General features: G+C 65.9%; 14 protein-coding genes. 5 read left to right on the top strand and 9 right to left on the bottom strand.

Going from position 1 to position 15,046, the window contains the following annotated elements; all coding sequences use genetic code 11:
- Positions 1–86 precede the first annotated feature (86 nt).
- Together ACSQ12_RS04495 and ACSQ12_RS04490 are read right to left on the bottom strand one after the other, a co-directional pair.
- Positions 87–428: a P-II family nitrogen regulator gene (locus tag ACSQ12_RS04495; protein ID WP_209747104.1), complete on the bottom strand. Its 342-nt coding sequence runs from the start codon at positions 426–428 to the stop codon at positions 87–89.
- Positions 425–1,849, bottom strand: coding sequence for an ammonium transporter (locus ACSQ12_RS04490; RefSeq protein WP_436064487.1), 1,425 nt, complete (start codon positions 1,847–1,849; stop codon positions 425–427). Before ACSQ12_RS04490 ends, ACSQ12_RS04495 begins: the two co-directional genes overlap by 4 nt.
- Positions 1,850–2,201: 352 nt before the next feature.
- Here ACSQ12_RS04490 and ACSQ12_RS04485 point away from each other — a divergent pair, with 352 nt between their 5' ends.
- Complete coding sequence (locus ACSQ12_RS04485) at positions 2,202–4,178, top strand: amino acid transporter (protein WP_436064486.1); 1,977 nt, start codon at positions 2,202–2,204, stop codon at positions 4,176–4,178.
- 22 nt (positions 4,179–4,200) lie between these two features.
- On the opposite strand, the gene ACSQ12_RS04480 is transcribed toward ACSQ12_RS04485, so the two are convergent.
- On the bottom strand, positions 4,201–4,776 hold the full coding sequence (locus ACSQ12_RS04480) for a helix-turn-helix domain-containing protein (RefSeq protein WP_390248406.1): 576 nt from the start codon (positions 4,774–4,776) through the stop codon (positions 4,201–4,203).
- Between the two features lie 296 nt (positions 4,777–5,072).
- On the opposite strand from ACSQ12_RS04480, the gene ACSQ12_RS04475 reads away from it, so the two are divergent.
- The gene (locus tag ACSQ12_RS04475) at positions 5,073–6,596 is read left to right on the top strand and encodes a sodium:solute symporter (protein ID WP_209747109.1); all 1,524 of its coding nucleotides are present in this window, start codon (positions 5,073–5,075) and stop codon (positions 6,594–6,596) included.
- A 111-nt stretch (positions 6,597–6,707) separates the two neighbouring features.
- Here the strand turns inward: ACSQ12_RS04475 and ACSQ12_RS04470 are convergent, their stop codons facing one another.
- On the bottom strand, positions 6,708–6,944 hold the full coding sequence (locus ACSQ12_RS04470) for a hypothetical protein (RefSeq protein WP_436064485.1): 237 nt from the start codon (positions 6,942–6,944) through the stop codon (positions 6,708–6,710).
- 259 nt (positions 6,945–7,203) lie between these two features.
- On the opposite strand from ACSQ12_RS04470, the gene ACSQ12_RS04465 reads away from it, so the two are divergent.
- Both ACSQ12_RS04465 and ACSQ12_RS04460 read left to right on the top strand, forming a co-directional pair.
- Entirely contained in the window at positions 7,204–8,367 is a 1,164-nt protein-coding gene (locus tag ACSQ12_RS04465) for a VIT1/CCC1 transporter family protein (protein ID WP_436064484.1), read from the top strand.
- Positions 8,367–9,275 carry a matrixin family metalloprotease gene (locus ACSQ12_RS04460; RefSeq protein ID WP_436064483.1) on the top strand — a complete coding sequence of 303 codons (909 nt, stop codon included), beginning with the start codon at positions 8,367–8,369 and terminating at the stop codon, positions 9,273–9,275. Before ACSQ12_RS04465 ends, ACSQ12_RS04460 begins: the two co-directional genes overlap by 1 nt.
- A gap of 8 nt (positions 9,276–9,283) precedes the next feature.
- Here the strand turns inward: ACSQ12_RS04460 and ACSQ12_RS04455 are convergent, their stop codons facing one another.
- The 5 genes from ACSQ12_RS04455 to ACSQ12_RS04435 form a co-directional block, all read right to left on the bottom strand.
- Entirely contained in the window at positions 9,284–10,417 is a 1,134-nt protein-coding gene (locus ACSQ12_RS04455) for an LOG family protein (protein WP_436064482.1), read from the bottom strand.
- Between the two features lie 16 nt (positions 10,418–10,433).
- Complete coding sequence (locus ACSQ12_RS04450; protein WP_436064481.1) at positions 10,434–11,207, bottom strand: SDR family NAD(P)-dependent oxidoreductase; 774 nt, start codon at positions 11,205–11,207, stop codon at positions 10,434–10,436.
- A 38-nt stretch (positions 11,208–11,245) separates the two neighbouring features.
- The gene (locus tag ACSQ12_RS04445) at positions 11,246–12,628 is read right to left on the bottom strand and encodes an MFS transporter (protein WP_374100863.1); all 1,383 of its coding nucleotides are present in this window, start codon (positions 12,626–12,628) and stop codon (positions 11,246–11,248) included.
- Between the two features lie 226 nt (positions 12,629–12,854).
- On the bottom strand, positions 12,855–13,562 hold the full coding sequence (locus ACSQ12_RS04440; RefSeq protein WP_209747121.1) for a FadR/GntR family transcriptional regulator: 708 nt from the start codon (positions 13,560–13,562) through the stop codon (positions 12,855–12,857).
- Between the two features lie 48 nt (positions 13,563–13,610).
- Positions 13,611–14,099, bottom strand: a complete 489-nt coding sequence (locus tag ACSQ12_RS04435; RefSeq protein ID WP_436064480.1) for a polyketide cyclase / dehydrase and lipid transport — start codon at positions 14,097–14,099, stop codon at positions 13,611–13,613.
- Between the two features lie 40 nt (positions 14,100–14,139).
- Between ACSQ12_RS04435 and ACSQ12_RS04430 the strand changes: the two genes are divergently transcribed.
- A complete protein-coding gene (locus ACSQ12_RS04430; RefSeq protein WP_436064479.1) occupies positions 14,140–14,973 on the top strand; it encodes a gamma-glutamyl-gamma-aminobutyrate hydrolase family protein in 834 nt (277 codons plus the stop codon).
- The last annotated feature ends 73 nt before the right edge of the window (positions 14,974–15,046 follow it).

Below are 15,046 nucleotides of genomic sequence, written 5' to 3'. Positions count from 1 at the left end.
ATCGGTTGTGTGACACCCATCATACACTCTAGTTTCCTGTTGTGCATCAAGTGTTTACCAAACCCACCCGCTGCTTACCCGCTGCTTTAGTCGATGGCGGAGGAGCCCCTCTCCCCCGTCCGCACCCGCACGGCGTCGGAAACGGAAATGGTCCAGATTTTTCCGTCACCGAAGCGGCCGGTGCTGGCTCCGGCTTCGATGGCCGCCATCACGCCGTCCATGGCCTCCTCCGTCACCAGCACCTCCACCCGGACCTTCGGCAGGAGGTCCGAGCTGTATTCGGTTCCGCGGTAGACCTCCACATGGCCGCGCTGCTGGCCATAGCCGCTTGCCGGACTCACCGTCATGCCGTTGACCCCGAACCCCTCAAGGGCGGCTCTGACCGTCTCAATCTTTTCCGGCCGGACGATGGCCGTGATGAGTTTCATGTCCGCACCCTGCCCCGTTCATGCTGGCTCTGCTCGGTGCCGGCCGCGACAGTATCCGCGCCAGGATCGGCCGCTTCTGCCGCAACGGACTTGCCGTGCTGTTCGCCGGGATGAAAGGCCCCGCCCACCATGAGCAGCTCGTAGGCGGTTTCGGCATGCTCGGTGACGTCGATGCCGGAGCGTTCGTTGGCTTCGGACACCCGCATGCCCATCGTCTTGTGGATGGCGTATCCGATCAGGGTGGTCATAATGGCGCTCCAGGCTGTGACGATCAGCGCCGTGAGGACCTGCGGCCAGAACTGCGTCAGGCCCCCGCCGTAGAAGAGCCCGCCCTCGGTCTTGGTGGACGGCACGGCGAAGAATCCCAGCGAGAGGGTGCCCCACAGTCCGCCAACGAAGTGCACTGCCACCACGTCAAGGGAGTCGTCGAGGCCGATCCGGAACTTGAGGCCCACTGCGAGGGCGCAAACCGCACCGGCCACGGCCCCGATCAGGATGGCACCGACAGGATCGACGAAGCCGCAGGCCGGAGTGACCGCAACCAGGCCCGCCACGGCCCCCGAGGCGGCACCGAGCGATGTGGCGTGACCGTCCCGGAGACGCTCGATGAGCAGCCAGCCCAGCAGGGCCGCGCTGGTGGCCAGCAGGGTGTTGGTCCAGGCCAGCCCTGCAATGGCATCGGCGGCGAGCTCAGAGCCGGCATTGAAGCCGAACCAGCCGAACCACAGAAGCCCTGCGCCGAGCATCACGAACGGCAGGTTGTGCGGGCGGATATTGGGGTCCTTCATGAAGCCCAGGCGTTTCCCGAGCACGACGGCGAGCATCAACCCCGCGATGCCCGCGTTCATGTGCACTACGGTTCCGCCGGCGAAGTCGAGTGCGGAGATCTTGCTGCCCACGATGCCCGTGGCGCCGAAGAGTCCGCCACCCCACACCCAGTGCGCGATCGGGGCGTAGACGAGGGTCACCCACAAAGCGGCGAAAAGCAGCCACGGTCCGAACCTGACCCGCTCAGCCACGGCACCGCTGATCAGCGCGACAGTGATGATGGCGAACGTGGCCTGGAACCCGATGAAGACCATGTCCGGGAGCCCGGGCGCCTTGCCGCCGATGCTGCTGGTCAGTCCGCTCAGCCCGGGGTTGGCGAACGGATCCCCGACGAGCCCGGCCATGGTGTCGGGTCCGAAGGCCAGCCCGTAGCCCCACAGCGCCCAGACGACGGCAACAACACCCATGGCGCCGAAGCTCATCATCATGATGTTCAGGACGGATTTCATCCGCACGAGGCCCCCGTAGAAGAATGCCAGGCCGGGCGTCATCAGCAGGACCAGGGCGGAAGCCGCCAGCATCCAGGCCGTGGCGCCGGGATCGAGCGCCGTGGGATCCACTGCCATTCCCACATTGAGTAAAGAGATGTTCATTTTGGGAGCCTTCCTTAAGAAGAAGTGGCGCTCCTGGGCGCCGACTAAGGCGAGACCATTCAAAACAATGAGACAAGCGGATCGTTCCCCGAATCCGACGCTACAACGGCAGTGTTTCCGCCATGGCCGAGATGTTTTTCGGGGAGGTTAAACAGCGGCTCCGGGCATGAATCCTGCGTTTCCGGCAGGTTTCCGTTATGTGACGTACATCTCACCACGGCGTGACCGCAATCACAGGGGCCGTAAAGGTTTCGTTAAAGCCGGCATCCCCCGCGCTTTCCCGGGCCTACGCTCCAATCAGGAGCAGCGCCCCTGACCGCCGACGGCCGAAGGCGCTGCGTGAAAGGATACCGTGACCACGCTCACCAGGCCGCCGGCCGACCCCTCGGACAGGTTCACCCGCAAGCCCCACCGCCTCCGGAGATGGCTGCTGGAGGGCATGCCCGAAGGATCCGGCAAACGCCAGGGGCCGCACGGCCAGCCGCAGGCGAACCACACGCCCCAGCCCTGGTGGAAAGTCATGTGCCTGACCGGCGTCGACTACTTCTCCACCCTCGGCTATCAGCCGGCCATCGCCGCCCTCGCCGCTGGAATGGTCTCCCCGCTGGCCACCGTGGTCCTGGTGGCAGTGACGCTCCTGGGCGCCCTCCCGGTGTACCGCAGGGTGGCCTCGGAAAGTCCGCGCGGCGAAGGCTCCATCGCCATGCTGGAACGGCTCCTGCCACGATGGGGCGGCAAGCTGTTCGTCCTGGCGCTGCTGGGTTTCGCCGCCACGGACTTCATGATCACCATCACCCTCTCGGCCGCGGATGCCAGCGCCCACGCCATCGAAAACCCGTTCGCCCCGGACTTCCTGCACGGTCAGGAAGTGGCCATCACGCTGGCATTGATTGCCGGGCTGGGCATCGTGTTCCTCCGCGGTTTCAAGGAAGCAATCAACGTGGCCGTCGTCCTGGTGGCAGTATTCCTGCTGCTCAATGCGGTCGTGGTGCTGGTGGGCATCGCCCATGTGTTCAGCGAAGCCCACGTGGTCACCGACTGGTGGGCTGCCCTCAACCAGCAGCACGGCAACCCGCTGGTGATGGTCGGCATCGCCCTGCTGGTCTTCCCCAAACTCGCACTGGGCCTGTCCGGCTTCGAAACAGGTGTTGCCGTCATGCCCCAGATCCAGGGCAGCCCGGACGACACCGAAGCAAGGCCCGAGGGCCGTATCCGTGGCGCGCACAAGCTCCTGACCACTGCCGCAGTGATCATGAGCGCGTTCCTCATCGCGTCCAGCTTCATCACCACGTTCCTGATCCCGGCAGCCGAGTTCCAGCCGGGAGGCAAGGCCAACGGCCGCGCCCTTGCTTTCCTGGCCCACCAGTACCTGGGCGACGGTTTCGGGACCGTGTACGACCTCAGCACCATTGCCATCCTCTGGTTCGCCGGGGCGTCTGCGATGGCGGGGCTCCTCAACCTGGTGCCGCGCTACCTTCCGCGCTTTGGCATGGCGCCGGCCTGGACCCGGGCCGTGCGGCCGCTGGTACTGGTGTTCACCGCCGTCGCCTTCCTCATCACGGTGGTGTTCGAGGCCGACGTCGAAGCACAGGGCGGCGCGTACGCCACCGGCGTGCTGGTGCTGATGACTTCCGCGTCCATCGCCGTCACATTGTCCGCCCGGCGCCGGCACCAACGCGGCCAGACGGTCGCCTTCGGCGCGATCGCCGTCGTCTTCCTCTACACGACAGTGGCGAACGTGGTGGAGCGCCCCGACGGCCTGAAGATCGCGGCGATGTTCATCCTCGGCATTGTGGTGGTCAGCTTCGCTTCCCGCGTCCGGCGGTCATTCGAACTTCGCGCCACCCACATCCGGCTGGACGAACGGGCCCTGGAGTTCATGGCGGCCAGCGAAGAGGGGCCCATCCGGCTCATTGCGCACGAACCCAAACACCTCAGCGCAGCAAGGTACCGGGCCAAGCTGGAGCATGCCCAGCTGGCCAACCACCTGCCCGTGGACAGCGATGCCATCTTCATCGAGATCCTGGTGGACGACAGTTCAGACTTCGAACAGGAGCTCGTGGTCACCGGTAAGGTCCGGCACGGCTTCCGCATCCTTGAGATCCACAGCAACAACGTGCCCAACACGCTGGCGGCCGTCCTGCTCCACCTTCGTGACGTCACGGGCCTGATGCCGCACATCTACTTCCGCTGGACCGAGGGCAATCCCCTGACCAACCTGACCCGGTTCCTCTTGTTCGGCGAAGGTGAGATCGCCCCTGTGACCCGGGAAGTGCTGCGCGAGGCCGAGCCGGACGTCACGCGCCGACCCTGGGTCCACGTGGGCTAGCTGACGGAACAGCCTTGGCGGATCAGCGGCTGGCTGCGGGGACCAGCACCCAGAGAACCTCGACGGCGTCGTCCGTAGGGTTGACCCAGGTGTGGGGCTCCCGGCCGGGGAACGTCACGGTGTCGCCGGTGCTGAGCTCGTATTCCTCGTTGGTCAGGATCAGCCGGATGCGGCCCCTGACCACGTGCAGGACATCGACATCGCAGTCCACTGCGTAGAGCTCGGATTCACCGCGGCCGCGCGGTTCGATCACGGCCTGGATGATCTGGACGCGCCGTTCGGAGCGGGCGGTGAGGAGTCGCTCGATGATGCCCTCGCCGCCCAGCGAAATCCGGGGGCCCTCGTCCTTCTTGGTCAGGTGCGTTTCCGGTGCCGCGAAGAGGTCGCCGATGGAGATCGAGAGCACCTGGCAGAGGGTCACGAGGGAAGCCACCGACGGCGAGGTCAGGTCGCGTTCCACCCGGCTAAGGAATCCCTTGGTGAGGCCCGTGGCGTCTGCCACCTGCTCGATCGTGAGCCGCTGGGACTGGCGGGCAGCGCGGATGCGCGAACCGATGGCAACTGGAATGTTGCTCGGTTCAACTGGTAGAGCCTTCATTTACGAACCTTTCGCAGCCGGCCGCACGGCCCCATCGCTGGAGCCATACTAGCGGGATACCTACCTTGTGACGCCGGAACGGGACATGGTGTCAATCCGCCTTGACTGTTGCGCGGATCACAACATACCCTTTGGGCAACAAGAGTTGCCTCCTAGGCAATAATCACGAACCCCGGCATCACCAACAGGGATTACCCCCTGCATCCCCGTCTCTCCAGCAGGCGCATCCGGCCCGGCCCAGGCGCCGCCCGCGGATTCCTGCCCTGCTGCCACTACGCTCCAAGGAGCCCATCAACATGGACGCAAACTTCGTCAACATCGCCATAGTGGTGGTGTACCTGATCGCCATGCTGGCCTTCGGCTGGTGGGGCAAGTCCCGCACCAAGAACAACAGCGACTTCCTGGTGGCCGGCCGCAGGCTTGGCCCCTTCCTCTATACCGGGACCATGGCGGCCGTCGTCCTCGGCGGCGCCTCAACCGTGGGCGGTGTGGGCCTCGGCTACAAGTTCGGCATCTCCGGCATGTGGCTCGTGGTGGCCATCGGCGCCGGCGTGCTCCTGCTGAGCCTGCTCTTCGCCGGCACCATCCAGAAGCTGAAGATCTACACGGTGTCCCAGATGCTGACGCTCCGCTACGGCAGCCGCGCCACCCAGACTTCAGGAATCGTCATGCTGGCCTACACGCTGATGCTGTGCGCCACCTCCACCGGGGCCTACGCCACCATCTTTGTGGTGCTGTTCGGCTGGGACCGCGCCCTGGCCATCGCCATCGGCGGGGCAATCGTCCTGGTGTACTCCACCATTGGCGGCATGTGGTCCATCACCCTTGCGGACCAGGTCCAGTTCGTGATCAAGACAGTGGGAATCTTCCTCCTGATGCTGCCCTTCACGCTTAATGCGGCGGGCGGCCTGGACGGCATCCGCAGCCGCGTCGAGGACAGCTTCTTCCAGATCGACGGCATCGGGATCCAGACCATCATCACCTACTTCGTGGTCTACACCCTCGGCCTCCTGATCGGCCAGGACATCTGGCAGCGCGTCTTCACCGCCAAGACGCCCACCGTGGCACGCTGGGGCGGCGCAACAGCCGGCATCTACTGCATCCTCTACGGTGCGGCCGGCGCCCTGATCGGCCTGGGCGCGCGAGTGGCCCTCCCGGAGATCGACGTGGCAAACCTTGGCAAGGATGTCGTCTACGCCGAGGTGGCCCAGAACCTGCTGCCCGTCGGCATCGGCGGCCTGGTGCTCGCAGCAGCCGTAGCGGCCATGATGTCCACCGCCTCCGGCGCCCTGATCGCGGCGGCAACCGTGGCCCGCGCCGACGTCCTCCCATTCGTAGCCAGCTGGTTCGGCAAGGACATCAACACCGATGACACCGACAACCCCGAGCACGACGTCAAGGCGAACCGCATGTGGGTCCTTGGCCTGGGCATCGTGGCCATCCTCATCGCCATCATCACCAAGGACGTCGTGGCGGCCCTGACCATCGCCTACGACATCCTGGTGGGCGGACTCCTGGTCGCGATCCTTGGCGGACTCGTCTGGAAACGAGGCACCGGCGTGGCCGCGGCGACATCCATGGCGGTGGGCACGGTGGTCACGCTCGGCACCATGATCTACCTGGAGATCAACGCCGCGGCACCGCTGGACGGCATCTACGCCAATGAGCCGATCTATTACGGCCTGCTGGCGTCAGGCATCGTCTACGTGGTGGTGTCCCTGGCAACCAAGCCGACCGACCCCAGGGTCATGCGGAACTGGCAGGAGCGCGTGGCCGGCAACGTCGGCGAAGAAGAGCCGGCTCCGGCCCTGGTCAACTAACACCGGTCAACTAATACCTGCCAAACAATGCACGACGCCGGCGCCTCCCCTTCGCGGGGAGGCACCGGCGTCGTTCGTTTAAAGGGCCGTTCGTTTAAAGGATGGCAGCGCTCACTCGTTTTCCTCAGGCTCAAGGAATTCTTCCCCGCCCAGGGGCACCACGGGTTTTTCATCGCCGAGGAAATCCTCCTCGCCCAGCGGAACAGGACGGCCGGCCTCTTCGAGCAGCTCCTCTTCCTCCGTCTCTGCTGCGTCGTCAATGGGAGCGTCATCGGCAAAATCGTAGGCGGGATCGGATTCGAGGGTGTCCCGTTCAGGCTGGGTGGGGTGTGATCCGTTCGTGTCCATGGTGCTAACCTCCGTGTCTGGTTATGCGGCCAGGGGTGGGGCTGCGGAAGCGCCTGCCCTGGCAATCATCACAGCACCGGCATCCGGCCCGGTCAATAGCCGGCCAAAACACCTTCGCCGAAGCCATCCGTTCGAGGCCGCATTTGAGGGCTGCCTAAACTTCCGGGTGAGGAATACCGGCCGAAAATCCGCGTAAATCCGGGGTACGCTGGATCTGCAATGGGGCCGAAACCATGCCCCATCTAGCCCAGGAGTGTTCGTGTCTCAGCACGCTAAATCTGACCATCATCATGCCCTTCCCGCCCACCGTACGGCAGCAGGCGCACCCGAAACACCCGCAGGCAGCGCAAGCCCGACCGACATTAAGCGGTGGCGCCAATACCTCGCCGATGAACGGGCCGAGGCCCGCGTTTACCGCGAACTGGCCCAGAACCGCAGCGGCGAGGAGCGGGACATCCTCCTGGCCCTGGCCGAGGCCGAGGGCCGCCACGAAGCCCACTGGCTCCGGCTCCTCGGGGATCACGCAGGGAAGCCGCGTCAAGCGTCCCTCCGCAGCCAGCTGCTGGGATTCCTGGCCCGCCATTTCGGTTCCGTGTTCGTCCTGGCCCTGGCACAGCGCGCCGAGGGCCGCTCCCCCTACGGTTCAGATCCCTCAGCCACACCCGCCATGGTGGCCGACGAACAGATCCACGAGGAAGTAGTCCGCGGACTGGCCACCCGTGGCCGGAACCGGCTGGCGGGCTCCTTCAGGGCCGCCGTTTTCGGCGCGAATGACGGCCTGGTCAGCAACCTCTCCCTTGTCATGGGAATGGCCGCGTCCGGAGTCGGCAGCCAGGTGGTGCTCCTGAGCGGCGTGGCCGGTCTCCTTGCCGGAGCACTGTCGATGGGCGCCGGCGAGTTCATCTCAGTCCGTTCCCAGCGGGAGCTGCTTGCCGCAACCCGTCCCACCCAGATCACCCTCTCCGCGGCCCCGCGGCTGGACCTCGAACACAATGAGCTGCTGCTGGTGTACCTGGCCCGCGGCATGTCCCGGGAAGCCGCCGAACACCGCGTGGCGGAACGGACGGGCCTGCTGGATTGCGACTGCGACCCCAGCCTGTCGCTCCAACCTGAACTCCCCGACGCCGAGGACCAGCACGAAGCCGTAGGCACCGCGTGGAGTGCGGCGGCATCGAGCTTCTGCTTCTTCGCCTCCGGCGCCATCATTCCGATCATCCCCTTCGTCCTTGGCATGACGGGCGTGGCAGCGCTTGCCGTTTCCGCCGTTCTGGTGGGGATGGCCCTCCTGCTGACCGGCGGCGTCGTCGGCCTGCTGTCCGGGACCTCCCCGACCAGCCGCGGTTTCCGGCAGCTGGCCATCGGCATGGGCGCGGCCGCCGTCACCTACCTCCTCGGAACGGCGTTCGGCGCGGTGGTGGCCTAGTGGAAGGTCCGCAACCGCGGCAACGCCGGCCGCGGCATGCGGGCCGGCTGGGCACGCCGCTCCGGATCCTGCGCACAGCGGCACTCACCGCCTTGATCGCAGCGGCAGCTTTCACGGCGGCCGGCCTGTTTTACGGAGACCCCCGTTTCGTGGGGCTCTTCCAGTTCCGCAACAGCACCGCCCCCGACGGACAGGCCGCCGAGCAGCAGCCGGGCGTCGTCGCGGAGAGTGTCAACGCGGACGCCCCTCCCCCGGGACTCGAGGAAGCGGACTCACCGCTGGGAACGGCGGAGGAACCGCCCTCAGCCAGTGATTCCTTCAAGTTCCTGGCCACGAACGACGACGGGACGCCCGTGGGCTATTCTCCCTGCCGTCCGCTGCACTACGTCGTCAATGCCGGGCTGGCGCCCGCGGGGGCGGAAGACCTGGTGGAAAACGCCATTGGCACGATTTCGCGTGCCACGGGTATCCGGTTCATCAACGACGGACCCTCCACCGAAGCGCCTGCCGAGGAACGCGACCCCTATCAGCCTGAAACGTACGGCGAGCGCTGGGCACCGCTCCTCATCGCGTGGACCACCCCGGAGGCCGCGCCGAAGCTGAAGGGGCAGGTGATCGGCACCGGCGGCAGCACCCACTACAGCTTCGACGGCGGCCCGAAGACCTTCGTGACCGGCAGCCTGGACCTCGACGCCCCGCAGATCGCCGGCGAACTCGAGCGGCCGCAAGGCTCCGCCTACGCCACCGCCGTGATCCTGCACGAGCTCTCCCATGTGATGGGGCTGGAGCACGTTGATGACCCCCTGCAGCTGATGTACCCGGAAATCGGTACTCCGGACGGCCTTGCCGCCGGCGACCTCAACGGCCTCTACCAGCTGGGCAGGACCGCCTGCCGCAAGGACCTCTAAGCCCGCTGCTAACCCGCCACAATGCCGAGGGCTTCCTCCACTGTGTCCACCAGGAAGATCCTGTCCGCCATCGCGCTGCCCGAGGCCAGGCTCTGCAGCAACGGCCAGGCGGGATAGCGGCGCTGCCAGTGTTCGCGGCCCACGAGGACCATGGGCGTGACGGTTTCAGAGGCACCATAGTAGTTCTCGCAGGCGTCCTGGAAGATTTCCTGCAGGGTGCCGGCGGACCCTGGGAGGAAGATCACTCCGCCGTCGCACAGCTCCAGCAGGATCGCCTCCCGGATCGCGTTGGCGAAATACTTTGCGATGTGGGTGGCGAAATAGTTGGGCGGCTCATGGCCGTAGAACCAGGTGGGAACGCCCAGCGACGGGCTGCCGTCCGGATAGCGTTCGACGACGGCGGCAGCCGACCGCGCCCACGCGGACACTGAGGGCCGGAACCCCGGCACGGCTTCCAGCTGCGCCAACGCTGCATGGAAGTCCGCGTCCGGCAGTTCGCTGAGGTAGGCGCCCATGTTGGCGGCCTCCATGGCGCCGGGTCCGCCGCCGGTGGCCACCACCCGTCCGCTCCTGGCGAGAAGCCGCCCGGCGAGGGCGGCTTCCTCGAAGACCGGCGTTCCGCGCCCCGCCGTGTGGCCGCCCATCACCCCCACCATCGGACGGCCCCGGCACACTTCGGAGCGTGTCAGCTCGTCAAGGGCGTCACCGATCGAGTGGTCATGCAGTGCCGCGGCGAGCGTGGCGTCCAGCCGTTGCCGCTGGCCCGGCCGGATGCTCCACTGGTAGATCCGGGCGTCCAACGTTGACTCGTAGCGGCCGCCCGGCGGACCGAAGTAGAGCTCCTGCGGTGAGTAGAGCTGCCCGCGGTAGGGATTGAAGGGAACGGTTTCCAACTTGGGGAAGATGAGCGCACCCCGGCTCCGGAGCGAATCCTCTACGCCGTCCTCGAAAGTGCAGCCAAGGAAGATGGCGCCTTGCGCGTCCATGGCTTCCAGCGGAGCGGTGCGGCCGCGGAGGTCCAGGGACTGGGCATGCCAGCCCCGCATGCTGCGGACCCCCGCGTTCACCAGCCGGTCGAAGTTTTCCAGGCTTTCGACCTCAAGGGTTCTGGGGCTGGGTCTCAGGCTGCGGGCAGCGTTCATGGAGCCAGCCTAGTTGTCAGCTGACCTGCAGTCCTCCGTTGATGTCATACGTGGCGGCGGTGATGTAGCCCGAATCCTGCCCAAGCAGGAAGGAGATCAGTGCGGCCACTTCCTCACGGGTTCCCACCCGTCCCATCATGATGCCCTCTGACATCTGGGCCTTGCGCTCGTCGGTCAGGGTGCCGCCCATGATGTCGGTGTCAATGGGGCCCGGTGCGATCGCGTTGACGGTGACGCCGAACTCGCCAACCTCCCGGGCAAGGGCACGGGTGAAGCCGATGATTCCGGCCTTTGAAGCGCTGTAGGCAACCTTGGAGTAGGTGCCGCCGCCGCGCTGGGCGGAAATCGAGGAAATGCTCACAATGCGGCCAAGCTTGCGCTCGATCATTCCCTTGAGCACCCGCTGCGACACGATGAAGGTGCCGCGCATGTTGATGGCGAAAACCTTGTCCCATTCCTCCACGGTGGTTTCCATGAAGGTGGTCGGCGAGCTGATGCCCGCCAGGTTTGCGAGTGCGACGATGGGCGGAAGCGATTCTTCGATTTCGCTGATCGCGCGGTCCACCGAGGCGGCATCGGAAACGTCGGCGCCCACTCCGACGGCTTTCACGGCGCGGTTGGATCCGATCTCGGCAGCCGCGGCCTTGGCGTCCTCGGCATTGATGTCCAGGATGGCGATTGACCAGCCCTCGCTGGCCATCCGGTCCGCAGCTGCGCGGCCGATACCGCGGGCGGAAGCTGCCCCGGTCAGGACAACGGTGCGTTCGGCGGGAAATGAGGTGGTTGTCATGGTGTGTCTTTCGTCGGGATTCGTTGGTGTTCGGTCGATCAGGAGCGGGTTTTGGCCGGGTTTACATTCACGGCTGCTGCGGCGGCAACTGCGGGATCCAGGGCGGCATCGCCTTCCGGCCGCTTCCGGGCGTAGAGGTAGGTGGCCACTGCGGTGACGCACAGGCAGAAGGACAGGAAGAGCAGGCCGCTCTGGTTGTTGCCTGTGGCGTCCTTGAGCATGCCGACGGCGTACGGTGCCACGAAGCCGCCAAGGTTTCCCAGGGAGTTGACCAGGGCCAGCCCGGACGCGGCGGCTGCACCGGTGAGCGCCGCGGACGGCATGGACAGGAACGGCGCGATGGCTCCGTAGATCCCCATGGCGGAGACTGTGAGGGCAATCAGGGCCAGGATGGGGTTGACCGGGAGCAGGTACCCGGCCGCAAGGAGGCCCATGCCGGCGAGAACCATGCTGACGGCAGTGTGCCAGGCGCGCTTTCCGGTCCGGTCCGCCCGCTTGCTCCAGAAGTACACAAAGACTGCGGCGACGGCATAGGGAACGAACACGATGAATCCCACTTCGGCGGTGGAGAACTTGCCCAGTGCGGCAACAATGGTGGGCATCCAGAGACCAAGGCCGTAGATGCCGCAGACCAGGCCGAAGTACAGGGCCGAGTAGACCAGCGTGCGCTTGTCCTTCAGGCCGGCGAGGAAGTTGTGCTTTCCGCCCTTGGACTTGGCGGCCAGTTCGGCCTCCATGGTGGTGGCCAGCCATTCGCGCTCGTCAGTGTTGAGCCACTTGGCGTCCCGCGGACGGTCCGTCATCAGGATCGGGGTCAGCAGGCCCAGGAGGATGGCAGGGATGCCTTCGATGATGTACAGCCACTGCCAGCCCTGGAGGCCCAGGATGCCGTCCATCTGGAGCAGCAGCCCGGACACGGGGGCACCGAGTGCATTGGAAACGGGCTGGGCCAGGATGAAGATGCCCAGCACGGTGACACGCTGCGCGGCCGGGAACCACAGTGTCAGGTAGAAGAGGATCGCGGGGAAGAATCCTGCCTCTGCAGCACCCAGCAGGAAGCGGATGATGTAGTAGGTGCTTTCCCCGTTGACCAGGGCCATGGCGGTGGCGAAGATGCCCCAGGTGATGAGGATCCGGGCTAGCCACTTGCGTGCGCCGAAGCGGTACATGCCGGCGTTGCTCGGCACTTCCAGCAGGGCGTAGCCGAGGAAGAAGATGCCGGCACCAAGGCCGTAGGCAGCAGCGCTGAGGCCGATGTCCTCGCTCATGGTGAGTTTGGCGAAGCCCACGTTGTTGCGGTCAAGGTAGGCGACGAAGTAGAGCAGGACGATCAGCGGCATAACGCGGCGGCGGACCTTGCGGAGTGTGCGGTCACCGAGCTCGCCGAGCCCAGCGGACCGCATGGAAAGTGAAGTCATCATCGACCTTCTGTCTGACGGAGGCGGCACTTGGACAGTGGCGCGATCCGAGGGAGATGTGGGGGATTTCCGTCGGGTGACTAGCTAAGTCTGATGTCTGACATCTGACGGAAGAACATGAGAAAGATCATAGAAGCGTGATCTGGGTTACGTCAAGCCCGGGCGGGTGAGCCTGCGGTGGCGGGGGTTGCCCGGAGGAGGGATGCCGTCGTCCAGGGGATAAGCAGTGTCAGGGCTCGGAACGGTGGACGTAGCGTTCGTAATCGCGGTAGGTCTGGTCCATATGTTCGTCCATGGTTCGCCGGGACAGCTCGGCGTCGCCGCTGAGGATGCTGTCCATGACCTTCTGGTGGTACTCGATGGCATGAACCTGGATTTCGGGCACCGCCGAGGTCTCCCGCCTGGTCATGTAGAGCAGCTGGCCCAGCTGAGCGAACAGGGCCCGGACAAACGGATTGCCCGAGGCCTTCAGCACTGCATCATGGAATGCGATGTCCGCCGCGACAAAGCGGTCCAGGTCACCGGACTCATGGAAGCGCTTCATGTCCGTGATGCACTCCCGCATCTGTTCGGCGTGCTCGGAGGTGTGCCGCTTGGCAGCCAGGGAGGCCGCACCCGTTTCCACCATGCGCCGCATCTCGATCAGCCCCACGGACACCTGGTCAGCACCGTTTCCGTGCGAGGCAGCCTTGAAGATCGCATCCAGTCCGGTCCAGTTGTCCGAGGGGTTGACGAACGTTCCCCGGCCGGCCTTGACGTAGAGGATATTCTGCGCCCGCAGCGCCTTGAGCGCCTCGCGTACGGTGAGCCTGCTGACATCGTAGGCCTTCGCGATGTCCGCCTCGGGAGGGATGGCATCGTGCGGCTTCAGCTTGCCGTCTAGGATGTCGTCGAGCAGGCCGTCGACGAGATCGTCAACGAGTGTCCTGCGGCCCATCCTGGCTCCTGCCTTCAGTCGTGCCCGCCGCTGCGGGTGCCTTCAACATTACTGTCGAACGCGGCCGGGATCAGCATCATGGCCCGAACCCGCGACATACTGGTCCAGCTTCGCCAGGGTGGCGTCCAGGTTGGCGGGGTGGCGGCGCAGGTAGCCGGCCAGCCGAAGGAAGAACTTCCCCCGGACCTGCCGGGCATCCCATTGCTCGGTAACCAGCGTGCCCGGGACTCCGCGGGCGTCCGTGGAGGGCTCCAGCACGTAGCGCCACACGTGGCCAAAGAAGTGCCGCCAGGCGATGCGCCGGCCTTCTTCGAACTCACAGACCGTGTTGAGGATCTTATAGTCCACCAGCATGTTCATTTCCATGCCGAACCTGGCGCCGGCCGACAACCGCTCCGGACCGTGCGGCTGCGCTGCTTTTACGGTCTCAGACCCGTCGATCACGCTGTGCAGGGCGGGCGTGGCCAGGACCTCGAAAATGGCCTCGGGCCCGGCCTGGATGAAGCGGTGGCGGGACACAAGGTATCTGTTGCTCATCCGGCAAGCCTAACCGTTTCGGCCTGTTGCAGAATGAGTCATGCGCACTCCTCCCCTGCACCCGCCCGCCCGGCCGCGGATCGGAATCCCGGTCCGGCTCAGCAGCTCCCGGGACCCCGACCCTCGGGTCGGGGAAGCCAATGAGCTGTTTGAGTACATCGTGGAGCTGGTCCGCGGCGGCGGCGGGGAGCCGGTGCTGCTGACCGCACATTGCGACGGCGGCGGGCTGGCCGAAACACTCAAGGGGCTTGACGGCGTCGTACTCCCCGGCGGCGGAGACCTCGACCCGCGGCACTACGGAGAAGAGCAGACCGCCGAGTGTTACGACGTGAACCCCGCACAGGATGAACTGGACCTGGCGGTCGCGCGCGGGAGCATGGACGAAGGCCTGCCGCTGCTGGGAATCTGCCGCGGACACCAGGTCCTCAATGTCCTCTATGGCGGAACACTGGTGCAGGACATGGCGGACGGCCCCCTGACGCACCACGAACCCGCGGCGGGTGGCGCTGAGCCGGCCGGCGTCGAGGGAACGGCACCGGGACCTTGGGCCTGGCACGACGTGGACATTCTCCCCGGCTCCAAGGTAGGACAGCTTTACGGCAGGGACGGCGCGGCGGACTGCCTGACAGTGAAGATCGCTTCGGGACACCACCAGGCGGTGGCCCGCGTCGCGGACGGGCTGATAGTAACGGCCGTCGCCGGCGACGGCACCGTGGAGGCGCTGGAGGATCCCGCTCGCTGGGTTGCCTCCGTTCAATGGCACCCTGAAGTCGTGGAGCTCCCGGCCGAGGAACGCATCGCACCCTTCCGGGCGTTCGTGGAAGTGTGCCGCAACCGGCCGCGGCCCGGACAGGCAGCGGAGCCTGACGACTAGCCCCCAACCTCAGGCGGCACCCCACCGGCGGTCCTTGGCCCCCGGAAAACGGCCTGCTATTATCGTCAAAAAG

This window comes from Arthrobacter sp. LjRoot14 (assembly GCF_964253905.1).
In the GTDB taxonomy this organism is placed as follows: domain Bacteria; phylum Actinomycetota; class Actinomycetes; order Actinomycetales; family Micrococcaceae; genus Arthrobacter.
This window is presented reverse-complemented; position numbering and strand designations above follow the sequence as displayed.